Annotated in this window: 23 protein-coding genes and 5 tRNA genes; 9 read left to right on the top strand and 19 right to left on the bottom strand. The window is 70.9% G+C overall.

From position 1 onward, the window contains the following. The first annotated feature begins 34 nt into the window (after positions 1-34). A complete protein-coding gene (locus tag ACWD3C_RS06280) occupies positions 35-1,873 on the top strand; it encodes an HSP90 family protein (RefSeq protein WP_451140635.1) in 1,839 nt (612 codons plus the stop codon). Next, complete coding sequence (locus tag ACWD3C_RS06275; RefSeq protein WP_451140633.1) at positions 1,870-4,815, top strand: tetratricopeptide repeat protein; 2,946 nt, start codon at positions 1,870-1,872, stop codon at positions 4,813-4,815. The genes ACWD3C_RS06280 and ACWD3C_RS06275 overlap by 4 nt, the downstream gene beginning before the upstream one ends. Positions 4,816-5,451: 636 nt before the next feature. Here the strand turns inward: ACWD3C_RS06275 and ACWD3C_RS06270 are convergent. Continuing rightward, on the bottom strand, positions 5,452-7,212 hold the full coding sequence (locus ACWD3C_RS06270) for a DAK2 domain-containing protein (RefSeq protein WP_451140777.1): 1,761 nt from the start codon (positions 7,210-7,212) through the stop codon (positions 5,452-5,454). 264 nt (positions 7,213-7,476) lie between these two features. On the opposite strand from ACWD3C_RS06270, the gene rpmB reads away from it, so the two are divergent. Continuing rightward, complete coding sequence (rpmB, locus tag ACWD3C_RS06265; RefSeq protein WP_004924906.1) at positions 7,477-7,662, top strand: 50S ribosomal protein L28; 186 nt, start codon at positions 7,477-7,479, stop codon at positions 7,660-7,662. Between the two features lie 110 nt (positions 7,663-7,772). On the opposite strand, the gene thiD is transcribed toward rpmB, so the two are convergent. Then, positions 7,773-8,570: a bifunctional hydroxymethylpyrimidine kinase/phosphomethylpyrimidine kinase gene (gene thiD / locus ACWD3C_RS06260; protein ID WP_451140631.1), complete on the bottom strand. Its 798-nt coding sequence runs from the start codon at positions 8,568-8,570 to the stop codon at positions 7,773-7,775. Then, positions 8,567-9,532 (bottom strand): thiamine-phosphate kinase, encoded by a 966-nt coding sequence (locus ACWD3C_RS06255; RefSeq protein ID WP_451140629.1) that lies wholly within the window; start codon positions 9,530-9,532, stop codon positions 8,567-8,569. The genes thiD and ACWD3C_RS06255 overlap by 4 nt, the downstream gene beginning before the upstream one ends. 218 nt (positions 9,533-9,750) lie before the next feature. Between ACWD3C_RS06255 and ACWD3C_RS06250 the strand changes: the two genes are divergently transcribed. Together ACWD3C_RS06250 and ACWD3C_RS06245 are read left to right on the top strand one after the other, a co-directional pair. Then, positions 9,751-9,984: an Lrp/AsnC family transcriptional regulator gene (locus ACWD3C_RS06250; RefSeq protein ID WP_003997603.1), complete on the top strand. Its 234-nt coding sequence runs from the start codon at positions 9,751-9,753 to the stop codon at positions 9,982-9,984. Between the two features lie 20 nt (positions 9,985-10,004). Continuing rightward, positions 10,005-10,496, top strand: a complete 492-nt coding sequence (locus ACWD3C_RS06245) for a DUF3515 domain-containing protein (RefSeq protein ID WP_451140627.1) — start codon at positions 10,005-10,007, stop codon at positions 10,494-10,496. A 12-nt stretch (positions 10,497-10,508) separates the two neighbouring features. Here the strand turns inward: ACWD3C_RS06245 and ACWD3C_RS06240 are convergent, their stop codons facing one another. Genes ACWD3C_RS06240 through ACWD3C_RS06230 form a run of 3 tightly spaced genes read right to left on the bottom strand, consistent with a single transcriptional unit; the run spans position 10,509 to position 13,526 of the window. After that, on the bottom strand, positions 10,509-11,666 hold the full coding sequence (locus tag ACWD3C_RS06240) for a D-alanine--D-alanine ligase family protein (protein WP_451140625.1): 1,158 nt from the start codon (positions 11,664-11,666) through the stop codon (positions 10,509-10,511). Positions 11,667-11,724: 58 nt separating this feature from the next. After that, entirely contained in the window at positions 11,725-12,735 is a 1,011-nt protein-coding gene (locus ACWD3C_RS06235) for an NAD(P)H-dependent glycerol-3-phosphate dehydrogenase (RefSeq protein ID WP_451140623.1), read from the bottom strand. Next, positions 12,732-13,526 carry a lysophospholipid acyltransferase family protein gene (locus ACWD3C_RS06230; RefSeq protein WP_451140621.1) on the bottom strand — a complete coding sequence of 265 codons (795 nt, stop codon included), beginning with the start codon at positions 13,524-13,526 and terminating at the stop codon, positions 12,732-12,734. The genes ACWD3C_RS06235 and ACWD3C_RS06230 overlap by 4 nt, the downstream gene beginning before the upstream one ends. 190 nt (positions 13,527-13,716) lie before the next feature. Between ACWD3C_RS06230 and cofC the strand changes: the two genes are divergently transcribed. After that, the gene (gene cofC, locus ACWD3C_RS06225) at positions 13,717-14,355 is read left to right on the top strand and encodes a 2-phospho-L-lactate guanylyltransferase (RefSeq protein ID WP_451140619.1); all 639 of its coding nucleotides are present in this window, start codon (positions 13,717-13,719) and stop codon (positions 14,353-14,355) included. Positions 14,356-14,364: 9 nt separating this feature from the next. Continuing rightward, a complete protein-coding gene (locus ACWD3C_RS06220; protein ID WP_451140617.1) occupies positions 14,365-14,586 on the top strand; it encodes a hypothetical protein in 222 nt (73 codons plus the stop codon). Between the two features lie 160 nt (positions 14,587-14,746). Here the strand turns inward: ACWD3C_RS06220 and ACWD3C_RS06215 are convergent, their stop codons facing one another. The 4 genes from ACWD3C_RS06215 to leuC all read right to left on the bottom strand — a co-directional run bounded on the left by ACWD3C_RS06215 (position 14,747) and on the right by leuC (position 18,049). After that, on the bottom strand, positions 14,747-15,361 hold the full coding sequence (locus ACWD3C_RS06215; protein WP_451140615.1) for an HU family DNA-binding protein: 615 nt from the start codon (positions 15,359-15,361) through the stop codon (positions 14,747-14,749). Positions 15,362-15,499: 138 nt separating this feature from the next. Next, on the bottom strand, positions 15,500-15,730 hold the full coding sequence (locus ACWD3C_RS06210) for an SCO5555 family protein (protein WP_451140613.1): 231 nt from the start codon (positions 15,728-15,730) through the stop codon (positions 15,500-15,502). Between the two features lie 288 nt (positions 15,731-16,018). Beyond that, entirely contained in the window at positions 16,019-16,612 is a 594-nt protein-coding gene (gene leuD / locus ACWD3C_RS06205) for a 3-isopropylmalate dehydratase small subunit (protein WP_451140611.1), read from the bottom strand. Between the two features lie 6 nt (positions 16,613-16,618). Further along, a complete protein-coding gene (gene leuC / locus ACWD3C_RS06200; RefSeq protein ID WP_451140609.1) occupies positions 16,619-18,049 on the bottom strand; it encodes a 3-isopropylmalate dehydratase large subunit in 1,431 nt (476 codons plus the stop codon). Positions 18,050-18,244: 195 nt separating this feature from the next. On the opposite strand from leuC, the gene ndgR reads away from it, so the two are divergent. Continuing rightward, complete coding sequence (ndgR, locus tag ACWD3C_RS06195; protein WP_451140607.1) at positions 18,245-18,961, top strand: IclR family transcriptional regulator NdgR; 717 nt, start codon at positions 18,245-18,247, stop codon at positions 18,959-18,961. Between the two features lie 249 nt (positions 18,962-19,210). Here ndgR and ACWD3C_RS06190 read toward each other — a convergent pair whose 3' ends face one another. Continuing rightward, a complete protein-coding gene (locus tag ACWD3C_RS06190) occupies positions 19,211-19,723 on the bottom strand; it encodes a DUF4188 domain-containing protein (RefSeq protein WP_451140605.1) in 513 nt (170 codons plus the stop codon). Between the two features lie 38 nt (positions 19,724-19,761). On the opposite strand from ACWD3C_RS06190, the gene ACWD3C_RS06185 reads away from it, so the two are divergent. Further along, complete coding sequence (locus ACWD3C_RS06185) at positions 19,762-20,406, top strand: MerR family transcriptional regulator (RefSeq protein WP_451140603.1); 645 nt, start codon at positions 19,762-19,764, stop codon at positions 20,404-20,406. Positions 20,407-20,462: 56 nt separating this feature from the next. Here the strand turns inward: ACWD3C_RS06185 and ACWD3C_RS06180 are convergent. The 8 genes from ACWD3C_RS06180 to ACWD3C_RS06145 form a co-directional block, all read right to left on the bottom strand. Next, a tRNA-Glu gene (locus ACWD3C_RS06180) sits at positions 20,463-20,535 on the bottom strand. Between the two features lie 28 nt (positions 20,536-20,563). Continuing rightward, positions 20,564-20,635, bottom strand: a tRNA-Gln gene (locus ACWD3C_RS06175). A gap of 21 nt (positions 20,636-20,656) precedes the next feature. Further along, a tRNA-Glu gene (locus ACWD3C_RS06170) sits at positions 20,657-20,729 on the bottom strand. A gap of 29 nt (positions 20,730-20,758) precedes the next feature. After that, positions 20,759-20,831, bottom strand: a tRNA-Glu gene (locus ACWD3C_RS06165). Between the two features lie 21 nt (positions 20,832-20,852). Beyond that, positions 20,853-20,924, bottom strand: a tRNA-Gln gene (locus tag ACWD3C_RS06160). A 91-nt stretch (positions 20,925-21,015) separates the two neighbouring features. Then, entirely contained in the window at positions 21,016-21,753 is a 738-nt protein-coding gene (locus ACWD3C_RS06155) for an HAD family hydrolase (RefSeq protein ID WP_451140601.1), read from the bottom strand. Positions 21,754-21,841: 88 nt separating this feature from the next. Next, entirely contained in the window at positions 21,842-23,353 is a 1,512-nt protein-coding gene (gene gltX / locus ACWD3C_RS06150) for a glutamate--tRNA ligase (protein ID WP_451140599.1), read from the bottom strand. Continuing rightward, entirely contained in the window at positions 23,346-24,122 is a 777-nt protein-coding gene (locus ACWD3C_RS06145) for a fumarylacetoacetate hydrolase family protein (RefSeq protein ID WP_451140597.1), read from the bottom strand. The genes gltX and ACWD3C_RS06145 overlap by 8 nt, the downstream gene beginning before the upstream one ends. Between the last annotated feature and the right edge of the window lie 184 nt (positions 24,123-24,306).

Raw genomic sequence — 24,306 nt, 5'->3', positions numbered from 1 at the left:
CGTCGCCAGACCCCCACCCACCGGCGCAGCGACGATGGATTCCCAGACCTCACAGTCATCCCAGGCACCTCAGTCACCTCATACGTTCCAGGTCGACCTGCGCGGTCTGGTGGACCTGCTCTCCCATCATCTGTACTCCAGTCCGAAGGTCTATCTGCGCGAGCTGCTGCAGAACGCCGTGGACGCGATCACCGCGCGCCGCGCCGAGCAGCCCGACGCGCCCGCCCGGGTACGGCTGTCCGCCCAGGGCGGTGCCCTGCGGGTCGAGGACTCCGGCGTGGGGCTCACCGAGTCCGACGTGCACAGCCTGCTGGCCACCATCGGGCGCAGTTCCAAGCGCGCCGACGGACTTCAGGAGGCCCGCTCCGACTTCCTCGGGCAGTTCGGCATCGGGTTGCTGGCGTGTTTCGTGGTCGCCGAACGCATCCGGGTCGTCAGCCGCAGCGCCCGTACGCCCGACGCGGCGCCCGTGGAGTGGACGGCGGCCGACGACGGCTCGTACACCGTGCGCACTCTGCCCGACGAGGCCCACCCCGAACCGGGCACCACCGTGCACCTGGTCGCGCGGCCCGGTGCCGCCGACTGGCTGAGCCACGACCGGGTCCTGTCCCTGGCACGGGACTTCGGCTCGCTGCTGCCGTACGACGTGCGTGTGGGCGACGAGGCGGTCACCGATCTGCCGGCGCCCTGGGACCGTTCGTACCCCTCCCCCGCCACCCGGAGGGTGGCCCTCGCCCGCCACTGCCACGACCAGTTCGGGTTCACCCCGCTGGACTCGATCGAGCTGGACGTGCCGCTCGCCGGGATCCGGGGCGTGGCGTACGTGCTGCCGACCGCCGTCAGCCCCGCCCAGCGCGCGAGCCACCGCGTGCATCTGAAGGGCATGCTGCTCACCGAGCGGGCCGAACAGCTGCTGCCGGACTGGGCGTTCTTCGTGCGCTGCGTCCTCGACACGGACAGCCTGCGGCCCACCGCGTCCCGGGAGTCGCTGTACGAGGACGAGACCCTCGCGGCCGTACGGGAGGCCCTGGGCGAAAGGATTCGCACCTGGCTGACCGGGCTGGCCGCGGGCGACCCTGAGCGCCTCGCGGCCTTCCTGTCGGTGCACCACCTGGGCGTGAAGTCCCTGGCGCGGCACGACAGGGAGATGCTGCGGACGATGCTGCCGTGGCTGCCGTTCGAGACGACCGACGGGCGGCTGTCCCTGGAGGAGTTCGCGCAGCGGCACCCGGTGGTCCACTTCACGCGGACCGTGGAGGAGTACCGCCAGGTCGCGCCGATCGCCTCCGCGCAGGGCGTCGGAGTCGTCAACGGCGGTTACACGTACGACAGTGAGCTGGTCGAGGCGCTGCCGTCCGTCCGCCCGGGGACAGTGGTCGCCGAACTGGACGCGGACACCGTGACGGCGCACCTGGACGCCGTGGACCCGGCCGAGGAACTGGCGCTGGCGGGCTTCCTGTCGGCAGCACGGGCGAAACTCGACCCCCTGGGCTGCGACGTGGTCCTGCGCGCCTTCCACCCGCTCTCCGTCCCCGCCCTGCACTTGGACGACCGCGCGGCCCGGCACGAGCAGGCCCGCGCGGAGGCCGAGGAACAGGCCGACGACCTGTGGTCGGGCATCCTCGGCTCCCTCCGGGGCAGTGCCCCACGCGCGCGTCTGGTGCTCAACCACCTCAACCCGCTGATCCGGAGGATCAGTTCCCTGGGCGACCCGGAGCTGATCGGCACCGCCACGGAGTCCCTCTACGGGCAGGCCCTGCTCATGGCCCAGCGCCCGCTGCGGCCCCAGGACTCCGCGCTGCTGAACCGCGCGTTCATCGGCCTGCTCGAATGGGCCACCCACACCGAGTCCGGGGAGGACGGCCGCCGATGAGCGGGATCAGCGAATTCGCAGACATCACGGACTTCGACGAGCTGCGCCGGGCCATGGCGGACAACTACGAGCAGCCGGAGGGACCGGCGCGCAACACGCGCGCGGAGCACCTGCTCACGCAGGCCGAGAAGCTGAACATCCCGCTCGCCGTGATCGAGGCGCTCGGACACCAGCTGAAGGTCTACAACTACAGCTCCGAGAAGGACAAGATGTTCGTTCCCTTCGCGCGCCTGCTGCGCATGTGGGACGAACACCCCGAGGACTTCGACGAGTACGAGATCCACTCCTTGCACTGGGTCTTCAAGTGGATGTCGGCCGGCATGCTCAACCAGCCGCACATTCCGCTCGCCTCCATCGAGAAGTGGCTCGGCGAGATGGAGCGCCGCTACCGCCTGGCCGGGCACTCCGAACGGGCCGTGCGCAGCGCCGAGTTCAGCGTGGCCGCGCACGTCGGGGACCTGGAGCGGGCCGAGCGGGCGTACGGGGCGTGGCTGGCCGCCGACCGCGACAGCATGGCCGACTGCCACGCGTGTGAGCTGCACGGGCAGGGCTGGTGGCAGTCGCGGCTGCGCGAGGACGCCGAGGCCCTGGAGCTGTGGGGGCCGGTCCTGGAGGGTGAGTACACCTGCGCCCACGAGCCGCACACCGTCCTGGCGTCCTCCCTGCTGCCGCTGCTGCGCCTGGGCCGCCCGGACGAGGCCCGCGCCCACCATCTGCGCGGCTTCCGCCTCGTACGGGCCATGGAGAGCATGCGGGGCGCGTACGCGGACCACGTCGAGTTCTGCGCCCTGACCGGGAACGAGGCGCGCGGCCTGGAGCTGCTGGCCGAGCGACCGGCGTACTTCACGGACTCCGGAGACCCACGCAGCAGGATGGACTACATGTCCGTGGTGGCGCTGCTCATGGACCGCGTGGCCGCGTGTGGGTTGGGTGATCAAACGGTCCCCGGTCCGGCCGGCCGCACCTGGACCGCCCTCGAACTGGCCTCCCACGCGCGTGAGGAGGCCCTTTCCCTGGCCGCCCGCTTCGACGAGCGCAATGGCACCGCGTATGTCAGCACGCACGTCCGGGAGCGGATGGACCAGCGGCCGCTGGTGGACCGCCTGCCGCTGGGCGTGCGGTCGACGCGAAAGGTGCCCGTGCCGGCACCCCGCCCCCCGGCCGCCACGGAATCGGCCCCGGCGGGCACCCCGGATCTGGCCGCCCTGCTCTCCGAGGCACGACGGCTGACCGCCGCCGCGGATCCCCGCTCCGTCGAGGCCTGGGCGGCCGTGGCGCGGGTGGCTCACGCCGAGGGCGCGGAGCTGGAGTCGTACGACCGGGCGGAGCTCGTCGACCATGAGGCGATGGGCCTCGGCCCTGAAGGCAAGCCCTTGTTCGACCGCGCGGCCGAGCTGTACGCGGAGGCGGGCGACCCCGGCGAGGCCCTGGCGGCACGCGCGCGTGGAGCCCGCGTCCACGCCATGACAGGGCACCCGGAACCGGCCCTGGCCCTGATCTCCGAACCGTACGAGAAGGTGCTGGCCCTCTTCGCCGAAGGCGGTACCGGCGTACGGCAGACGGCGTCGGTCCTGGTGAACCGGGCGCGGACCCTGATGCAGCTGGTGTACGAGGAAGCGGGGGACTCCGGGGCCGCCGAGGAGGCCGTACGGGAGCTGCTGACGCTGGTCGAGCCGCACACGGCCGAGGACGTACGGCTGGCCGCGCGGGCCGCGGAGGCGCGGTCGATGCTCGCGGAGCTGGCCGCGCACGACGGGACCACCGAGGGTGCGGCGGCCGCGGCGGGGCTCTTCGCCGAGGCCGCGGAGACGTACGGGGCCGCCGGGCTGCCGTGGTTCGCGGTGGAGTGCGAGGCGCGGCTCACCGGGGCCGCGCGGCACCTCGGGGACCTGGAGACCGCCGAGCGGGCGGCAAGGGCGGCGCTGGAGCACGGCGGGCCGTACCTGGAGCCGATGGGGCACGCCCAGCTGAACCTCCAGCTCGCCGAGGTCCTCGCCGAGGCGGAACGGTTCGCGGAGGCCTCGGCGCATGCCCTGGAGGCGGCGCACTGGGCCGACGAGGCGGGCGAGTCGGCGACGCTCGGCGCGTGGGCGCGGCATCAGCTCGGCGGCTTCCTGCTGCGGCAGGACCGGTGGGCGGAGGCGGCGGAGGTCCTGGAGTCCGCACTGCCGGACCTCACCACCGAGACGCACGGCGACGGGGCGGTCGTCCAGACCCAGTGGTGGCTGGGTGAGTGCCTCACCGAACTCGGGGAGCACCGTGAGGCCGCCCAGCGCTGGCTGCAGGCCGCCGAGATCGCCCGGCACTGGCCCGAGCAGCGCGACCACGCCATGCTCGCCCACCTCGCCGCCGAGGCCCTCGGCCACGCGGGGCTCGCCGCCGAGGCCGACCAGGCGTACGCCCGCGCGGGCGAGCTGTGGGGGTCCCTCGGCAACGTCCACGGGCTCGTCCGTGCCGTACGCGCGCGTGCGTGGCTCGCGCTGGGCGAGGACGAAGGGCTCGTGGGGGCGCGGGAGTTGATGGGGGCGGCGGTACGGGAGTGCGAGGAGGCGCTGCGGGCCGGTCCCGCCGAGGAGGAACGGCCCCGCCTCGTCGCCGAACTGGCCGAGACCCGCCGCCAGTTCGGTGACCTGGTCGCCCGCTCCCTCCCGGACGGCGCGGACTTCTCCGTCCTCCGGCCGGTGTTCGAGGAGTCCCTGCACCACGTCTCGCAGGCCGTCTCCCTCTACGCCTCCCTCGGCCCCGACGGCCTCGACGCCCGCACCGCCGCCGAACTCGCCGCCGGCTGGCTGGCCGCCGACCTCCGCCGCCCGGCCGAGGCGGCCTCCCGCGCGCGTGCGGTGCTCTCCGCCTACGAGGGCCGCGACGACGCCCCCGCCCAGGCCCGCCGAGCCGAGGCCGAACGCATGCTCCAGCTGACAGACCCCCCGCCCAACGCCTGACCGGCGCACACCCCACCGCGTTGCCTCGCCCCCGCCGCCCCTACCCGTCCCATCCTCCAGGGGCTCCGCCCCTTCGACCCCGGCCCCTGGAGGCTCCGCCCCCTGGCCCTCCGGGGTGGGTGGGGTGCCAGCGGGCCGGTGGGGTGCCAGCGGGCCGGTGGGGGTTGCTGTGGATCGGCCTGAACGGGCTCGTCCTCAAACGCCGGACAGGCTGGAGGGGGCCGGGGTGGGCTGGAAGTGTGCGGCTGGGTGGGCGGTGAATCGGCCTCCGGCCTCGTCCTCAGACGCCGGACAGGCTGGGGGTGTCTGGGGTGGGATGGGAGTGTGCGGCTGGGTGGGCAGTGAATCGGCCTCCGGCCTCGCCCTCAAACTCCGGACGGGCTGAGGGTGCCCAGCCAGGGCTGAAAAGGCTCCGCGCGGGGGAGGGCCGACTGGTTGCAGACCTGTGCCGAAGCCGCGCCCCACAAAAGGCGCGGGGCTGTATCGATGTGCGGCTCCGCTGCGTGGGCGCGACCAGCCACACACAACCCACACCCCCAACCAACCCACACCACCCACCCCCTGCCGGGCTACGGGGTCGAAGGGGCAGAGCCCCTGAAGGATGGGACGGGTAGGAGCGGCGGGGGCGAAAGACCCCTACTCCACCCCGATCAGCAGCAACGCCCCCTGGCGGCCTCCCCGGTACACCACCGTGTCCACGGCGAGATACAACTCCCGCACACGCGCCTCAAGATGCCCCACAACCGACTCGGGAGCGTCATCGCCGAGGACCAGGGTGACCATCTCACCGCCCGCGGCGAGCATCCGGTCGACGACCATCTCCGCGGTGGCCGTGACATCGGAGCCGATGACGGCGACGTCACCTTCGATGAGACCGAGGACATCGCCGGCCTGGCAGATGCCGGCCATGGTCCAGGACTGACGTTCGGCGATCACGACCTCCGCATACCGCGTCGCCCCGGCCGCCGAGGTCATGGAAACGACGTCCTCGTCGAAACGACGGCCCGGTTCATGGACGGCGAGAGCCGCGATCCCCTGGACGGCGGAACGGGTGGGGATCAACGCGACACGGACACCCTCCGCCCGGGCCTGCTCCGCCGCAGCGGCAGCGGTATGGCGCAGCTCCGTGTCGTTCGGCAGCAACACCACCTCGCGCGCGTGGGCACGCCGTACGGCCTCGACGAGCTCCCCACTGGCCGGCGGCTCCCCCGGGCGGGCCAGCACCGTGGTGGCCCCGGCCTCGGTGTACAGCCCGGCCAGCCCCTCCCCCGGCACGACGGCCACGACCGCGCGCGGGACGCGTTCCCGCACCGGACGCCCACCGTCACCGGCCATGTGTGCGTCCCCGGCCCCGAAGTGTGTGATCCGGATCCGGTACGGCCGCCCCGCCTCGACCCCGGCCTCGACCGCGGCCCCGGCGTCGTCGACGTGCACGTGGACGTTCCACAGCCCGTCCCCGCCGACCACGACGAGCGAGTCCCCCAGCCTGTCGAGCCGCTGCCGCAACCGGGCCACGGCGGCGTCCTCGGCCTCCAGGAGGTAGATCACCTCGAACGCCGGCCCGCCCGCTTCGGGCCCGCCGTCCGCACACTCCCCGGAGGCGTCCTCACCGACTCCGGCAGTCCCCACGCGCGCGTGCACCCCGTCGCGCGCGTGCACCCCGTTCCCCGTGACAGCCCCCGGCTGCTGCCCCGTGAACGTCTCCACCAACGCCCCCAGCACCGCCACCAAGCCCCGCCCGCCCGCGTCCACGACCCCGGCCCGCTCCAGGACGGCCAGCTGCCCCGGAGTCGCCGCGAGGGCCGCGCGGGCGCCGTCGTACGCGGCGCGGGCGACCGTGCCGCAGTCGCCCTCGGCCCCGGTCGCGGCGTCGGCCGCCGCGGAAGCGACCGTGAGGACCGTGCCCTCGACGGGATGGGCGACGGCCTCGCGCGCGGAGTCGGCGGCGCGGCGGAGGGCGAGCCGGAGGCCCTGCCCGTCGGTGTGAGCGCTCTCCCGGTCGGAGGCCAGCACCTGAGCCATGCCCCGCAGCAGTTGCGCGAGGATCGTCCCGGAGTTCCCGCGGGCCCCTATCAGCGCCCCGTGCGCCATGGCCCGCACGGCATCGGCGACCGTGGGCCCACCCGCACCACCGGCACCACCGGCACCACCCGCACGACCGGCGTCACCCGCACCATCGGCGTCCCCGCCCGCGGCCTCGTACCCCGCGAACACCGCCTCGACCGCCGCCGCGGCCGACTCCACCGTCAGGTACAGGTTGGTCCCGGTGTCACCGTCGGCCACCGGATAGACATTGATGGCGTCGATCTCCTCGCGCGCCCGCCCCAGCTCCCGGAGCGCGAGTCCGCACCAGGTGCGCACCGCGAGAGCATCCAATGTCTGCGGCACCTGCGGCACCTGCGCCTCCTTGAGCTGCTGGACGTGGGACGCAGCGTAGACCCCGGAGCGGTGTCCGCCGGTAACCGGGCCGGGGGTGGGCCCCGGACCAGCCATGGTAGTTTCGTTGTACGGGAGCAGCCGTTGTATGCTGCTCCGGTTGCCCGATCTGATCGGGCCTTCCCCCTGGCAACGCCACTCAGATCTCAGATCTTCAGATCCTGGATCTTGATCCCGGCATGCCGGGTTCAACCGTAAGTGCATCTGAAGTCTTTGGAGTGACCCGTGGCTGCCAACTGCGACGTCTGCGGCAAGGGGCCGGGCTTCGGCAACAACATCTCGCACTCGCACCGCCGTACGCCCCGTCGCTGGAACCCGAACATCCAGCGTGTGCGTACCGTGGTGGGCGGGACGCCGAAGCGCGTGAACGCTTGCACCTCGTGCATCAAGGCCGGCAAGGTCTCGCGCTGACGCTCAGCTAGCGCGCGGCCACCGCTTGGTTCGCTGCACGAAGCCGGTCCACCTCGGGTGGGCCGGCTTTTTGCGGTTCCTGTGGATCACCCCTGGCCCCACATCTTGGATCACTCCCTCCCCCTGAACCCCCACCCGTGATCCACCGGCCCGATCCCGCCCCCGAGCGCGAACCCGGCCGCGATCGCCCCGGTCACGTACTCCTTGGCCGCCGCCACCGCCTCCGGTACGGCCAGCCCCTTCGCCAGCCCCGAGGCGATCGCCGACGCCAGCGTGCACCCGGTCCCGTGGGTGTGCCGGTTGTCATGCCGTGGCGCCCGCAGCCAGTGTTCCTCGGAGCCGTCCGTCAGCAGATCCACGGCGTCCCCGGCCAGATGCCCGCCCTTGATCACCACCCACCGCGGCCCGTACGTCAGCACGGCCGCCGCCGCCCGCCGCAGCTCCCCCTCGGACTCCACGCGCAGGCCCGTCAGCTGGGCCACCTCGTCGAGGTTGGGCGTGGCCACGGTCGCCACCGGCAGCAGCTTCGTGCGGACCGAATCCAGCGCGGACGCGGCCAGCAGCGGGTCGCCGTGCTTGGAGACGCCGACCGGGTCGACGACCACGGGGGCGTCCGTGGCACCCACCAACCCGGCGACCGCTTCGACGAGTTCGGCCGAGGCGAGCATGCCGGTCTTGACCGCCTGGACGCCGATGTCGTCGACGACGCTGCGGTACTGCGCCCGCACCGCCTCCACCGGCAGCTCCCAAGCGCCCTGCACGCCCAGGGAGTTCTGCGCGGTGACGGCCGTGACGACGCTCATGCCGTGCACGCCCAGCGCGAGCATCGTCTTCAAGTCGGCCTGGATTCCGGCGCCTCCACCGGAATCGGAGCCCGCGACGGTCAGGACCCTGGGAGGCGCGCTCATGACTCGATGTCCCCGAAGTGGTCCCAGCCGCTCTTGCTCGTCCACGGCGCCCCGTCCACCGTCACCTGGGGCAGCGCCGACGGGTTCAGCACCTCGCCGATCACCTTCCACCGCGCGGGCAGCTTCACGTCCGGCGGGAAGGTCGCCACGATCGCGTGGTCCTCGCCCCCCGTCAGCACCCACTGGATCGGATCGACGCCCACCGCCTGCCCGATGTCGTTCATCTGCGAGGGAATGTCGATCGCGCCCGAGCGGACATCGATCCGTACCTTGCTGGCCTCGGCGATGTGCCCCAGATCCGCGATCAGCCCGTCACTCACGTCGCACATCGCCGTCGCGCCGAGGCCGGCCGCCGCGGGCCCCGCGTGGTACGGCGGTTCGGGGCGCCGGTGGGCCTCCACGAAGGCACGCGGTGAGCGGAAGCCGCGGGAGAGCACCGCGTGCCCGGCGGCGGACCAGCCGAGCCAGCCGGTGACGGCCACGACGTCGCCGGGCTGAGCGCCGGCGCGGGTCACGGGCTCGTGGTTGCGCAGATCGCCGAGCGCGGTGATCGAGACCATGATGCTGTCGCCGCGTACGACGTCACCGCCGACCACGGCCGCCCCCGCGACCTGGCACTCGTCGCGCAGGCCGTCCATCAGCTCGGTGGCCCAGGTGACCGGGAGTTCGGCGGGGGCGACCAGGCCGACGAGCAGCGCGGTCGGTACGGCGCCCATGGCGGCGATGTCCGCGAGGTTCTGCGCGGCCGCCTTGCGCCCGACGTCGTACGCCGTGGACCAGTCGCGGCGGAAGTGCCGCCCCTCCAGGAGGATGTCGGTGCTCGCCACGACCCTGCGGTCGGGCGCGGCCACCACAGCGGCGTCGTCGCCGGGGCCCACCCGGACCGCCGGCGTGGTGGTGAGCCGCGAGGTGAGCTCCCTGATGAGCCCGAACTCCCCCAGCTCTCCCACAGTGCCCTTCATTGCCGTATCGCCCCTTCGTGTGCCGCTTCCAGTGTCGCCCGCGCCCGGTCGCGAGCCGTGATCGCCCTCGGTACGGTCGGGTCGACCGTCAACTTAAGTCGTCCGCGCACCCCGACGTGTGCGCCACAGTCCCCACGGGTCTCCCCGCGGTGAGCGGCGACGCGATACCGTGGCGTTCCTTTTCCCCACATGATCCTCGTGGCCGCCCTGGAGGTTCCGTGGTACAGGCGTACATCCTGATCCAGACGGAGGTCGGCAAAGCGTCGACCGTCGCCGAGACGATCAGCAAGATTCCTGGGGTGATCCAGGCAGAGGACGTGACAGGACCGTATGACGTGATCGTTCGTGCCCAGGCCGACACAGTCGACGATCTGGGCCGCATGGTGGTGGCGAAGGTCCAGCAAGTGGACGGCATCACTCGTACCCTGACCTGCCCGGTCGTGCACTTGTAGCCCCCGTCTACCCTTGGCCGGTGAACTTCTTCCGCCACCGGCGCCGCACCCATGTCGCACTGCCCGCTCTCGCCCTGCTGATCGTCGCCGCGGGCTGCTCCTCAGCAGACGACGGTGGATCGGCGGCGGTTCCCAGCCCGGACGCGAAGGCCACGAAGCTGTGCCGGAACCTGGACAAGGTGCTGCCGCGGAAGGTGGACGGTCTCGACCGGGACGATCCCGAGCCCTGGTCCGCGCTGACCGCGGGCTGGGGAAGCCCGGCGATCATACTGCGCTGCGGGGTCGAGCGGCCCGCCGAGATGCTCGACCCCAAGGCGTCGACGACCGAGGTCGACGGTGTGGCCTGGCTCGTGCAGGAGCAGGAGGACGGCTCGTACGTCTTCACCACGGGCCTGCGCCAGGCGTATGTCGAGGTGCGGTTCAGCGAGCAGCAGGCCGCGCAGGGGGCGGGGCCGCTGGTCGACTTCGCCGCGCCGGTCAAGAAGGCGATCCCCGAGGGGATCGCCGACTGACGTACCACTTCCTCAGCGAAGTCCGGTCTGCCTCCGCAGCGCCGCCTGCACCAGGCGGTCCACCAGCTCCTGGTAGCCGATTCCGCTCGCCTGCCACATCTGCGGGTACATGGAGATGGGCGTGAAGCCGGGCATCGTGTTGATCTCGTTGATCACGAACTCTCCGTCCTCGGTGAGGAAGAAGTCCGCGCGGACGAGTCCCTCGCAGGAGGCCGCCTCGAAGGCGTCGACCGCGAGCCGCCGGACCTCCGCGGTCTCCTCCGGCGTCAGGGGCGCCGGGACGATGCCGGGCGTGGAGTCGATGTACTTCGCCTCGAAGTCGTAGTACGCGTGCGCGTCCGGCGGCGGGATCTCGGCGGGGACCGACGCGCGAGGGCCGTCCTCGAACTCCAGTACCCCGCACTCGATCTCGCGGCCCCGCAGCGCCGCCTCGACCAGGAGCTTCGGGTCGTGGCGCCGGGCCTCGGCGATCGCCTCGTCGAGCCCTTCGAAGGAGTCGACCTTGGTGATGCCGATCGAGGAGCCCGCGCGCGCGGGCTTCACGAACAGCGGCCAGCCGTGCTCGCCCGCGAACTCGGCGACGCGCCGCCGCGCGGCCGGCTCGTCGCGCTCCCACTCGCGCGGCCGGATCACCATGTACGGGCCGACCCTGAGCCCGAACGAGGTGAACACCCGCTTCATGTACTCCTTGTCCTGGCCGACGGCCGAGGCGAGGACGCCGGAGCCGACGTACGGGACCCCGGAGAGTTCCAGCAGGCCCTGGAGGGTGCCGTCCTCGCCGTACGGGCCGTGCAGGACGGGGAAGACGACATCGACCTCGCCGAGCGCCTTCGGGACCGAACCGGGCTCGCTGTAGACGACTTCGCGGTCGGCGGGGTCGACCGGGAGGATCACTGCGCCCTCGTCCGACTCGGCGAGCTGCTCGACGTCCGGCGGCACGCGGTCGACGATCGCCATGCGCTCCGGCTCGTCCGCCGTGAGCGCCCAACGGCCGTCCCGGGTGATGCCGATCGGCAGGACGTCGTACTGCGTCCGGTCGATGGCACGCAGGACGGCGCCCGCCGTGACCACGGAGATCCCGTGTTCGGAGCTGCGGCCGCCGAAGACGACAGCCACGCGCGGCTTGCGAGTCGGCTGCTCAGGGCTCTGGGGGAGGTTCTCGGTGCTCATATCGCGTTGAGAGTACCCGTTGGTAAGGCCCTGATACAGCGTGCCACCGGGGCATCGGTCAGCGTCTTTCCGGCTTGGCGCTGCGCGACATCAGCTCCTTGAGCGCGACCACCGGCGGCTTGCCCTCGTGGACGATGCCGACGACGGTCTCGGTGATGGGCATGTCGACGCCGTGGCGGCGGGCCAAGTCCAGGACGGATTCGCAGGACTTGACGCCCTCGGCGGTCTGCTTGGTGACCGCGATGGTCTCCTGGAGGGTCATGCCCCTGCCGAGGTTGGTGCCGAAGGTGTGGTTGCGGGAGAGCGGCGAGGAGCAGGTCGCCACCAGGTCGCCCAGGCCCGCGAGCCCGGAGAAGGTCAGCGGGTCGGCGCCCATCGCGAGCCCGAGCCGGGTGGTCTCGGCGAGCCCGCGCGTGATGAGCGAGCCCTTGGCGTTGTCGCCGAGGCCCATGCCGTCCGCGATGCCGACGGCGAGGCCGATGACGTTCTTGACGGCGCCGCCGAGTTCGCAGCCGACCACGTCGGTGTTGGTGTACGGCCGGAAGTACGGCGTGTGGCAGGCGGCCTGGAGGCGCCGGGCGACCGCCTCGTCGGTGCAGGCGACCACGGAGGCGGCCGGCATGCGGGAGGCGATCTCACGGGCGAGGTTGGGCCCCGTGACCACGGCGATACGGTCCTGGCCGACCTTGGCGACGTCCTCGATGACCTCGCTCATCCGCATGGCGGAACCGAGTTCGACGCCTTTCATGAGGGAGACGAGGACGGTGCCGTGGGCCAGCAGCGGGGTCCACTCGGCGAGGTTGCCGCGCAGCGTCTGCGAGGGGACGGCGAGCACCGTGAAGTCGGCGTCGAGCGCGGCCTCGGCGGCGTCCGTGGTGGCCCGCAGGTTCTCGGGGAGCTCGACGCCCGGGAGGTAGTCGGGGTTCGTCCGCGTGGAGTTGACCGCTTCGGCGAGTTCCGCGCGGCGGCCCCACAGGGTCACCTCGCACCCCGCGTCGGCAAGCACCATGCCGAAGGCCGTGCCCCACGAACCGGTGCCGAAGACGGCCGCCTTGACCGGCTTGCTCACGTGCTCTGCCCCTCTTCCTTCTTCTCTGCCCGCCGCTCCCTCTGCCCGGTGCTCTCCGGGGCCGTGGACCTGCGGCGCTGCTCGATGCGCACCTGCTTCGGGTCGTACGGCGTCTCGGGCGCCTTCTCGCCTCGGATCTTCTCCAGTTGCGCGGTGACGGAAGCCATGATGACCTCGGTCGCCTCCTTCAGGAGGTCGGGGGTCATCTCCTTGCCGTAGAAGCGTGTCAGGTCCACCGGCGGGCCCGCGAGAACGTGATGGGTCTTGCGCGGAAGGATGTTGAGCTTCTTGCCGTACGGCGGCAGCAGTTCGTTGGCGCCCCACTGGGCCACCGGGATCACCGGACATCTGGTCTGCAGGGCCACCCGCGCGGCACCGGTCTTGCCGGTCATGGGCCACTGGCCGGGGTCCCGGGTGATGGTGCCCTCCGGGTAGAAGGCGACGCACTCACCGCGCTCCACGGCGGCGATCGCGGCCCGGAAGGCGCTCAGCGCGTCGGTGGTCTCGCGGTAGACGGGGATCTGTCCGGTGCCGCGCATCGCGGCACCCACGAATCCCTTCTTGAAAAGCCCGCTCTTCGCCAGGAATCGCGGAACGCGCCCGCTGTTGTACTGAAAGTGTGCGTACGCGAAAGGGTCCAGGTGGGAATTGTGGTTCACCGCGGTGACAAATCCGCCCTCGCGCGGAATGTTCTCCATTCCCTGCCAGTCCCGCTTGAGCAGAACCACCAGTGGCGGTTTGCAGAGGACCGCTGCGAAGCGGTACCAGAAGCCGATTCTGCGGCGGGGCACGCCAGCACCTTCCTTCCAGGGCCTGTGGGCCGCACAAGTGTCGCCCCAGGCCGCGCGTCTGTCGAGAACACCGTACGCCCGCCCGTCTCCCGCCACCGCCCTCAATCGAGCTCCGCGCCCTTACCCCGGTGCACAAACCGCCAGGATGGCCGGGTCACAATGGGCGCGACATACGAGGGACGGAGCGCTCGTGCAGTGGACCTTGGTCGTACCCCTGAAACCCCTGGCGCGGGCGAAGAGCAGGCTCTCGGACACCGCCGCCGACGGGGTGCGTCCGGGGCTGGCCCTCGCCTTCGCCCAGGACACTGTGGCGGCCGCGCTCGCCTGCGCCCCCGTGCGGGATGTGGTCGTCGTCACGGACGACCCGCTGGCCGGCCACGAGCTGGCGGCCCTGGGCGCCCGGATCGTCCCGGACGCCCCGCGAGCGGGCCTGAACGCCGCCCTGGCGCACGCCACCGAGGTTGTACGCGCCACACGGCCCCGCAGCGCCGTAGCGGCCCTGAACGCCGATCTGCCGGCCCTGCGTCCCGCGGAATTGGCCCGGGTCCTCGACGCGGCCACGGAATTCCCCCGCGCATTTCTTCCGGATACGGCGGCAATCGGTACAACACTTCTGGCGGCATCCGGGGAACAGGAATTGCTCCCCGTCTTCGGAACGGATTCCCGGGCACGCCATCGCGCCTCCGGAGCGGTGGAACTCGCCCTCGACGCGGTGGACTCCGTACGCCAGGACGTGGACACCGGCGCCGATCTGCGCGCGGCGCTGGCACTCGGCGTGGGCCCGCGGACGGCGGCGGCTGCCGCACGGCTGTTGATACCGGAACAGTAGGCTGCGGCCATGCAGGCGACCGCGTACACGTACGATCCCGAGACCCGCAGCGGACAGGTGCTGCTCGACGACGGCACCCCGGTACCCTTCGACGCCACGGCGTTCGACGCGGGCGGGCTGCGGTTGCTGCGCCCCGGGCAGCGGGTGCGGATCGAGATCGAGACAGAGACCGAAGGGGGCGGGGCGGGGGAGCCCCTCCGGATCACCCTGATCACGCTGCAGACCCTTTGAAGGGCCCTTTGCGAGAGCCCTTCGAGAGGGTCCATTGTGAAGAACCTTGAGAAGGTCCGAGAAGGTCCGAGAAGGTCCTTTTGGAAACCGGGGCGGACACGCCGCGGGCCGGGCTCCGACTGGGAGCCCGGCCCGGCGCGTGAGTGCCCTTGCGCCCCGATTACTTGCGGGCGGTGGCCTTCTTGGCGGTGGTCTTTCGCGCCGTCGACTTCTTGGCGGGGGCCTTCTTGGCCGGGGCCTTCTTGGCGGTGGTCTTCTTCGCGGCGGCCGTCGTCTTCTTCGCCGCCGCCTTCTTGGCGGCCGCCGTGGTCTTCTTGGCGGGGGCCTTCTTCGCCACGGCCTTCTTGGCGGGGGCCTTCTTCGCCGCCGCCTTCTTCGCCGCGGCCTTCTTGGCGGTGGTCTTCTTGGCCGCCGCCTTCTTGACCGTCGCCGCGGCGCCACCGGTCAGGCTGCCCTTGGGCGCCTTCTTGACGGCGACTTCGCCACCGCGCGGGAGCTTCTTCGAGCCGCTCACCAGGTCCTTGAAACCCTGGCCCGCGCGGAAGCGCGGCACCGACGTCTTCTTGACCCGAACACGTTCCCCGGTCTGCGGGTTACGCGCGTAACGGGCCGGACGGTCGACCTTCTCGAACGAACCGAAACCGGTGACCGAGACCCGGTCCCCGGCGACGACCGCCCGGACGATGGCGTCCAGAACGGCATCGACCGCGTCGGCGGCCTGCTGACGCCCGCCGACCTTGTCCGCAATCGCTTCTACGAGCTGCGCCTTGTTCACGTCTTCCCCTTCGGAGACATTGCCAGAACGAAACTGTTCAAGCCTTTTCGCACGTTAGGCAGATATATACCGCAAATCAAACACGAAACGGGCTAATCACCCTTGTGCCGCAACGAACTCGGACTGTCGTGGAGTTCCTCAGCGGTCCTCTTCGGGGAATCGCCCCGCGTCGAGGTCCGCCATGAAGCCCTCCAGACGCCTTGCCGCATCGGCGAGATCGTGCTTGGCCACGGCCGTAATGACCAGCAGCTTCCGGGTCAGCGCCATCCGTACGCCCTCCGGGACTTGCGATGAGCGCACTTTTGCGTGCGCTTCCTTGAGTTGGCTCGCGACCGCCGTATAGAGCTCGAGTTGGCCGTCGTGTTCCATGCACAGATTGTGCCATCTGGGGCGAGTTGTCGCCTGCGCAGGGGGTAACTGCGGTCTCCCAGAGGGCTTTCGAGCACCTCTGCCCAACACTGCACCATGGTGCGCGTACCCAGCCAATCGCCTTTGTAACTACGGTAGTTGAACCTTTCTGCACGAGGCTTCGAAGGTGGACTGGAGGCAGACACAGCTGTACCCCCAACCGTTCTCGATTGGGGGTACAGGAGGTGCGAGGGCGTGTCGCGGTGGCTGGAATCAGCCTTGCGCCAGCGCGGTCTCTTCAGACTCGGCTCAGAGCTGCAGCGTCTTCGGCTTGTGCAAGGGGCGCTTGGCCTCGTACGCGGAGATGTCCGCCTCGTTCTGCAGAGTGATGGAGATGTCGTCCAGCCCGTTCAGCAGCCGCCAACGGGCGTTCTCGTCGAGCTCGAATGCGGCCGTGATGCCCTCGGCGCGCACCTCGCGGGCCTGAAGATCGACCGTCACCTCGGCCTCGGGGTCCTTGTCCGTCAGCTCCCACAGCGCGTCCACGATCTTCTGCTCCAGAACGACCGTGAGCAGGCCGTTCTTGAGCGAGTTGCCGCGGAAGATGTCGGCGAAGCGGGAGGAGATGACGGCCTTGAAGCCGTAGTTCTGCAGCGCCCAGACGGCGTGCTCGCGGGAGGAGCCGGTGCCGAAGTCGGGGCCGGCGACCAGGACGGTCGCGCCCTGCCGCTCGGGCTGGTTGAGGATGAAGGACGCGTCCTTGCGCCAGGCCTCGAACAGCCCGCCCTCGAAACCGTCCCGGGTCACCTTCTTGAGCCAGTGAGCAGGGATGATCTGGTCCGTGTCGACGTTGCTGCGGCGCAGCGGGACGGCCCGGCCGGTGTGCGTGGTGAAAGCTTCCATGACTGATCAGACTCCAGCGGGCGTACGGGTCTCGACGTCGGACAGGTCGGCGGGCGAAGCCAGGTGGCCCAGGACCGCGGTCGCGGCGGCGACCTGCGGCGACACCAGGTGTGTACGGCCGCCCTTGCCCTGCCTGCCCTCGAAGTTGCGGTTGGAGGTGGACGCGGAGCGCTCACCGGGGGCCAGCTGGTCGGGGTTCATACCCAGGCACATCGAGCAGCCCGCGTGCCGCCATTCGGCGCCGGCCTCCTTGAAGACGAGGTCCAGGCCCTCGTCGACGGCCTGCAGGCCCACGCGCGCGGAGCCCGGGACGACCAGCATCCGTACGCCGTCGGCGACTTTGCGGTCCTTGACGATCTCGGCGGCGGCGCGCAGGTCCTCGATGCGGCCGTTGGTGCACGAGCCTACGAAGACGGTGTCCACCTTGATGGAGCGCAGCGGCTGTCCGGCCGCCAACCCCATGTACTCCAGGGCCTTTTCGGCGGCCAGGCGCTCCGAAGCGTCTTCGTACGAAGCGGGATCGGGGACGGCGGCCGAAAGCGGCGCGCCCTGGCCGGGGTTGGTGCCCCAGGTGACGAACGGCGCCAGGGAGGCGCCGTCGATGACGACCTCGGCGTCGAACTGCGCGTCGTCGTCCGTCTTCAGGGTCTTCCAGTACGCGACGGCCGCGTCCCAGTCCTCGCCCTGCGGGGCGTGCGGGCGGCCCTTGAGGTACTCGAAGGTGGTCTCGTCGGGGGCGATCATGCCCGCGCGGGCGCCGGCCTCGATCGACATGTTGCAGATGGTCATCCGGGCCTCCATCGAGAGCTTCTCGATGGCGGGGCCGCGGTACTCCAGGATGTAGCCCTGGCCGCCGCCCGTACCGATCTTGGCGATGATCGCCAGGATCAGGTCCTTGGCGGTGACACCGTCGGGCAGCTCGCCCTCGACGGTGATGGCCATGGTCTTCGGGCGGGCCAGCGGCAGCGTCTGGGTGGCCAGCACATGCTCGACCTGCGAGGTGCCGATGCCGAACGCCAGCGCGCCGAAGGCGCCGTGGGTGGAGGTGTGGGAGTCACCGCACACGACGGTGGTGCCCGGCTGGGTCAGGCCCAGCTGCGGTCCCACCACGTGGACGACGCCCTGCTCGACGTCGCCCAGCGGGTGCAGCCGGACGCCGAACTCGGCGCAGTTCTTGCGCAGGGTCTCCAGCTGGGCGCGGGAGACCGGGTCGGCGATGGGCTTGTCGATGTCGAGGGTCGGGGTGTTGTGATCCTCGGTGGCGATGGTCAGGTCGAGCCGGCGCACGTTCCGCCCGCTCTTGCGGAGGCCGTCGAAGGCCTGCGGGCTGGTCACCTCGTGCAGCAGGTGCAGATCGATGAAGAGGAGGTCGGGCTCGCCCTCGGCGCGCCGGACGACATGGTCGTCCCAGACCTTCTCCGCAAGTGTCCTACCCATCGCTGTTCCCTCCGGCCGACCCATCCGTGCGCCGACCCATCTAGAGATCTTTGGGGGTGGCACCGCCCGTACCCCCGTTGTTCCGGGCCTGTGCCGCCGAGCCCGTTGGTCCGCGGGCCACTGTGACTTCCAGAGTGGCGCGTTCCACCGAAAATTGAACTTGCGTTTCACAGAGTGAGACGCGAGTATCGTTGCATGGACAACAGTAGCGGCGTCGGCGTTCTGGACAAGGCAGCCCTTGTCCTGAGCGCCCTGGAGTCCGGTCCGGCCACCCTCGCGGGCCTGGTCGCGGCCACCGGACTGGCACGACCCACGGCCCACCGGCTGGCCGTGGCTCTGGAACACCACCGCATGGTGGCGCGGGACATGCAGGGCCGTTTCATTCTCGGCCCCCGGCTGGCCGAGCTGGCCGCGGCGGCGGGCGAGGACCGCCTCCTCGCGACCGCCGGACCGGTGCTGACCCACCTCCGTGACATCACGGGCGAGAGCGCCCAGCTCTACCGCCGCCAGGGCGACATGCGCATCTGCGTCGCCGCCGCGGAGCGCCTGTCCGGCCTGCGGGACACGGTCCCGGTCGGCTCCACGCTCACGATGAAGGCGGGCTCCTCCGCCCAGATCCTCATGGCCTGGGAGGAGCCGGAGCGCCTGCACCGCGGCCTCCAGGGCGCCCGCTTCACGGCGACGGCTCTCTCCGGCGTACGGCGCCGGGGCTGGGCCCAGTCGATCGGCGAGCGCGAGCCGGGCGTCGCGTCGGTGTCCGCGCCGGTGCGCGGCCCCTCCAACCGCGTGGTGGCCGCCGTCTCGGTCTCCGGCCCCATCGAGCGCCTGTCGCGCCACCCGGGCCGTATGCACGCCCAGGCGGTCATCGATGCCGCCGCCCGCCTCACCGAGGCCCTGCGCCGCACCAGCTGACGGCCGACCGCACACCGGGACAGGGCAGCCTCAACGCCGCGGCAGCCCTATCCCGCCAGCGGGACAGCCAGCCCAGGGGCGCGGGGCTCTATTCGATACGCGCCGCAGCGGGAAGTCCCCAGCGGTTGGGCGCGCCCCAAAGGGGCGCGAGGCTGTGTACATATGCGGCTCCGCCGCGGGGCGCGACCAGCCACGACGCCGCCGCAGACGAACGACGGCAGGCACATCACGGCACTTCCAGCGGAGCGCTCACGCATCCATACCCGACCTCGCCCGATAACCCAACCGTTCCCTAGCGGAGCGCCCCCGCTTCTCGACCGGCAGCACCCCGTGCGCCGCCGCGAGCCCGAAGGGCGGCATGTACGCGTAGATCGCCTCGTACGACCCCTCCGGCACGACGTACGTCTCGTGCCACAGCCCGACGTGCGCGCGCACCTTCCCCGCCTTCTCCTTGCGGTTGATGATCGCCCATGCCTTGTGGTGAAACATGTCGGGCGACGCCGCGTACGCGTAGAGCTGTTCCTTGGACTCCCAGTACTGGACGACGTAGTACGTCCGCGGAGAGGCCGTCAGCACAACGCGGGAGAGCAGCCCGCGGCCGGGGTTTCTCCTCAGCTCGTGCAGCATGCGCAGCATCGCCGCGAAGACCGGCAGCCAGTGGTGCACGGCCCAGAAGTGGTTGATCCGCATGCCGATCAGCAGGACCACCACCTCGCCCTCGGCGGCCGCGGTGGTACGGCGTGCCGGTATCGGCTTTTCCATGTTTGGATAGTGCCGGTACCCATCGAAGGGCGCAAGACATGCGGCTGACGGAGTTGAGCCGACGGAGCGGTGTCTCGACCGCGACCATCAAGTACTACCTGCGCGAAGGGCTGTTGCCGCCCGGCCGCCAGGTCAACGCGACGACAGCCGAGTACGGCGAGGACCATCTGCGCAGGCTGCGCCTGGTGCGCGCGCTGATCCAGGTGGGACGCGTCCCCGTGGCGGCGGCCCGCGAGGTGCTCGGCCACGTCGACGGCGAGTCCCTGGGCCGTACGGTCCGTCTGGGCGCCGCCCTGTGGGCCCTGCCGCAGGGGCCACAGCCCGATGAGGAGGACCCGGCGGTGGTGGCCGCCCGCCGCGAGGTGGACCGGCTGCTGGAGAACCTGGGCTGGGAGACCTCGCGGGAACTCGGCACCCTCTCCCCCGTGCACCGTTCGCTGGTGGTGGCGGTGGCCACGCTGATCCGGCTCGGCTATTCCTGGGATGCCGAACTGATGGCGCCGTACGCGGAGTTGATGCACCAGGCGGCGGTACGGGACCTGGACTACCTGGAGACCCACGCGTCCGAGGCAGAGCGGGTGGAGACGGCGGTCGCGGCGGCCGTGCTCTTCGAACCGGTCCTGCGGGCGCTGCACCGGCTGGCGCAGGAGGAGGAGTCGGCGCGGCGGTACGGCATCGAGTAGGCCGGCGCCGGGAACACCGATGGGCCCCCACCGAAGTGGGGGCCCATCGATTCACGTACCCCCGACCGGATTCGAACCGGCGCTACCGCCTTGAGAGGGCGGCGTGCTAGGCCGCTACACAACGGGGGCGAGGATCTTACGTTTCCGCAGATCCGAGCTGGTCTACCTGGACTCGAACCAAGACTAACTGAACCAGAATCAGTCGTGCTGCCAATTACACCATAGACCAATGTGGTTTAGACCAGCTGCGTACCCCCGACCGGATTCGAACCGGCGCTACCGCCTTGAGAGGGCGGCGTGCTAGGCCGCTACACAACGGGGGCCCTGGCGATCCCGAGAAGATCGGAATCAGTACCCCCGACCGGATTCGAACCGGCGCTACTGCCTTGAGAGGGCAGCGTGCTAGGCCGCTACACAACGGGGGCTTTGCAGATGAGCTCTGCGAGCTGGCCTACCTGGACTCGAACCAAGACTAACTGAACCAGAATCAGTCGTGCTGCCAATTACACCATAGGCCACTGGAACGCAAGCCCCTGAGGGGTTCTTGTTCTAGCTTGCGCTTCCGGATCTTGGCCTCTCGGCCCGCTTCCCGGCGGCGCAGGAAGAACCTTACCCGAAGGTGGACGGCGCTCCAAAACGGGTATCCGCGCCGAGCAGCGCGGGGAGTTCGGCGAGTGTGGCGATGCGGTGCGGTCCGGCGGTTACGGCGCCGCTGGTGACGTACGTACCCTCGCGGTCGATCCAGACCGACAGCAGACCGGCGTCGGCGGCGCCCCGTCCGTCGATCTCCGGGTGGTCGCCGACGTACGCGACCTGGTGCGGGGGCAGCTCCAGGGCGTCGCAGGCCGCGTGGAAGGCCTCGGCGTCCGGCTTGGAGACGCCCAGCTCGGCGGCGCACAGGATGGTCTCGAAGCGGTCGTGCAGGCCGAGGACGCGCAGCTTGTGGTCCTGCACGGTGAGGCTGGAGTTGGACAGCACCGCGTGCCGGTGGCTGGCGGCGAGGGCGTCCAGGACGGGCAGGACGTCCGGGAAGAGCGCCCAGGCGGCCTCGTAGTGCGCGATGTACCGGTAGAACCAGTCGTCCGCCTCGGCGTCCGTCAGCGCCTGGGCACCGAGGAAGACCCGTACGCGGTCCCGCCGCTGTCCCTCGAAGTCGATCTCCCCGGCCGCGAATCTCGCCCACTGCCGGTCGGTGACCTCCCGCCAGCGCACGAGCGCCTTCTCCACGCTCTCGAACCGGTCGAGCAGACCCTCGGCCGCCAAGTGCGCGCGCATACCGGCGCGGTCGGCCGTGCTGTAGTCGAAGAGGGTGTCGTCCACGTCCCACACCACGGCTGCGATCGTCATGGTCCGACGCTACCCCCGGCCGGTGCCGCGCATACGCATGCCGAAGGGGCAGCAGCCTCCGTGGCCGCCGCCCCCTTCGCGGTGTGCGTTACGCCGCCGTGAGCTTCGCCAGGGCCGCGTCGATGCGGGCCAGTGTCTTCTCCTTGCCCAGGATCTCCAGGGACTCGAAGAGGGGCAGGCCGACGGTGCGGCCGGTGACGGCGACGCGGACCGGGGCCTGGGCCTTGCCGAGCTTGAGGCCGTAGGTCTCGCCGGCGGCCAGGACGGCGTTCTTGAGCGACTCGGGGTCGGCCCAGTCGGCCGCCTCCAGCTTCTCCCTGGCCGTGCGGAGGACCGCGTCCGAGCCCTCCTTCATCGCCTTGGTCCAGCTGGCCTCGTCGAAGACCGGCTCCGGGAGGAACAGGAAGTCGACGTTGTCCGTGATCTCGGACAGGACCTTCAGGCGGGTCTGCGCGTGCGGCGCGATGGCCTGCCACTTGGTCGCGTCGAAGTCCTCCGGCGCCCACGGGGCGAAGGGGGCCTTCAGCCAGGGGGCGCAGCGCTCGGCGAAGTCCTTCACGTCGAGCAGGCGGATGTGGTCGCCGTTGATCGCTTCGCACTTCTTGAGGTCGAAGCGGGCCGGGTTGGGGTTCACGTCCGCGATGTCGAAGGCCGCGACCATCTCGTCCATCGTGAAGATGTCCTGGTCGGCCGAGAGCGACCAGCCGAGGAGGGAGAGGTAGTTGAGCAGGCCCTCGGGCAGGAAGCCGCGCTCCCGGTAGAGGTTGAGGGAGGACTGCGGGTCGCGCTTGGAGAGCTTCTTGTTGCCCTCGCCCATGACGTACGGCAGGTGGCCGAAGGCCGGGATCCGCTTGGCCACGCCCAGCTCGATCAGTGCCTTGTAGAGGGCGATCTGGCGCGGGGTGGAGGAGAGCAGGTCCTCGCCGCGCAGGACGTGGGTGATCTCCATCAGGGCGTCGTCGACGGGGTTCACGAGCGTGTACAGGGGCGCGCCGTTGGCGCGGACGATGCCGTAGTCCGGCACGTTCTCCGGCGTGAACGTCAGCTCTCCGCGGACCAGGTCCGTGAAGGTGATCGTCTCGTCGGGCATGCGGAAGCGGACGATCGACTCGCGGCCCTCGGCCTCGTACCGGGCCTTCTGCTCGGGCGTGACCGTGCGGCACTTGCCGTCGTAGCCGGAGGGCCGGCCGGCGGCGCGGGCGGCCTCGCGGCGCTCCTCCAGCTCGGAGGTGGTGCAGTAGCAGTGGTACGCGTGGCCGGACTCCAGGAGCTTCTCGGCGATGTCCACGTAGACGTCCATGCGCCGCGACTGGCGGTACGGGGCGTGCGGGCCGCCGCCCGCGCCGGAGGCGCTATCGAACGCAGCGGGGCCCTCGTCCCAGTCGAAGCCCAGCCAGCGCATCGAGTCCAGGAGCTGCTCGTAGGACTCCTCGGAGTCGCGGGCCGCGTCGGTGTCCTCGATACGGAACACGAACGTACCGCCGGTGTGGCGGGCATATGCCCAGTTGAACAGGGCCGTGCGGACCAGACCCACATGGGGGTTACCGGTGGGCGACGGACAGAAACGAACGCGGACGGGGGAGCCGGGTGCGCTAGCCACGCTTGACAACCTTGTTGGTGAGAGTGCCGATGCCTTCGATGGTGACGGCGACCTCGTCGCCGACGTTGAGAGGGCCGACCCCTGCCGGGGTGCCCGTGAGGATCACGTCGCCGGGGAGCAGCGTCATGGCCTCGGTGATGTTGACGATCAGGTCCTCAATGGAGTGGATCATCTCGCTCGTCCGGCCCAGCTGCCGCTGCTGCCCGTTGACGGTGAGCTGGAGCGTGAGGTCGGACGGGTCGAGGTCCGTCTCCACCCAGGGGCCGAGCGGGCAGGAGCTGTCGAAGCCCTTGGCCCGGGCCCACTGCTTCTCGCGCTTCTGGACGTCGCGGGCGGTGATGTCGTTGGCGCAGGTGTAGCCGAAGATCACGTCCTTGACGCGCTCGCGCGGGACCTCGCGGCACATGCGGCCGATGACGACGGCCAGCTCGGCCTCGTGGTGCAGGTCCTCGGAGAAGGGCGGGTACTGGATGTCGTCGCCGGGGCCGATCACCGAGGTGGACGGCTTGAAGAAGGCGAACGGGGCGTCGGGCACCTCGTTGCCGAGTTCGCGCGCGTGCTCGGCGTAGTTGCGGCCGAAGGCCACGACCTTGTTCGGCAGCACGGGCGGCAGCAGCCGGACCTTGGCCAGCGGGACCTTCGTACCGGAGAGCTCGAATTCCGTGAAGGGGATGCCCCTGATGATGTCGAGGACGAGCTCGTCCGGCCTGTCGCCCTCGACCGCGCCGAAGGCGACGTTCCCATCGATGGAGAATCTGGCGATGCGCACGGGTGCCTGGTGCCCCTCACTTGTGCCTGCTGGAGTCTGACGCTCCAGGCTAGCGCGGCAGAGGGCGCCGGCCGCGCCCATATACGAAGGGCGCCCTTGACGTCTGCGGCGAGGTCAAGGGCGCCCTTCGTGTGTGCGGGTGACCGTCTGATCGAATTCACCGGTTCCGGTGTGAGTGATCGGC

This window comes from Streptomyces sp. NPDC002845 (assembly GCF_053591955.1).
Note: the sequence above shows the minus strand (reverse complement) of the source record. Positions and strands in the feature narration are given on the sequence as shown.

Bases quoted from the DNA above. Each gene is read 5' to 3' on its own strand.
- ACWD3C_RS06280 (WP_451140635.1), top strand. From the start codon at position 35: ATGGATTCCCAGACCTCACAGTCATCCCAGGCACCTCAGTCACCTCAT.
- ACWD3C_RS06275 (WP_451140633.1), top strand. From the start codon at position 1,870: ATGAGCGGGATCAGCGAATTCGCAGACATCACGGACTTCGACGAGCTG.
- thiD (WP_451140631.1), bottom strand. From the start codon at position 8,570: ATGAGCGCGCCTCCCAGGGTCCTGACCGTCGCGGGCTCCGATTCCGGT.
- ACWD3C_RS06255 (WP_451140629.1), bottom strand. From the start codon at position 9,532: ATGAAGGGCACTGTGGGAGAGCTGGGGGAGTTCGGGCTCATCAGGGAG.
- ACWD3C_RS06240 (WP_451140625.1), bottom strand. From the start codon at position 11,666: ATGAGCACCGAGAACCTCCCCCAGAGCCCTGAGCAGCCGACTCGCAAG.
- ACWD3C_RS06220 (WP_451140617.1), top strand. From the start codon at position 14,365: ATGCAGGCGACCGCGTACACGTACGATCCCGAGACCCGCAGCGGACAG.
- ACWD3C_RS06210 (WP_451140613.1), bottom strand. From the start codon at position 15,730: ATGGAACACGACGGCCAACTCGAGCTCTATACGGCGGTCGCGAGCCAA.
- leuD (WP_451140611.1), bottom strand. From the start codon at position 16,612: ATGGAAGCTTTCACCACGCACACCGGCCGGGCCGTCCCGCTGCGCCGC.
- leuC (WP_451140609.1), bottom strand. From the start codon at position 18,049: ATGGGTAGGACACTTGCGGAGAAGGTCTGGGACGACCATGTCGTCCGG.
- ndgR (WP_451140607.1), top strand. From the start codon at position 18,245: ATGGACAACAGTAGCGGCGTCGGCGTTCTGGACAAGGCAGCCCTTGTC.
- ACWD3C_RS06190 (WP_451140605.1), bottom strand. From the start codon at position 19,723: ATGGAAAAGCCGATACCGGCACGCCGTACCACCGCGGCCGCCGAGGGC.
- ACWD3C_RS06185 (WP_451140603.1), top strand. From the start codon at position 19,762: ATGCGGCTGACGGAGTTGAGCCGACGGAGCGGTGTCTCGACCGCGACC.
- ACWD3C_RS06155 (WP_451140601.1), bottom strand. From the start codon at position 21,753: ATGACGATCGCAGCCGTGGTGTGGGACGTGGACGACACCCTCTTCGAC.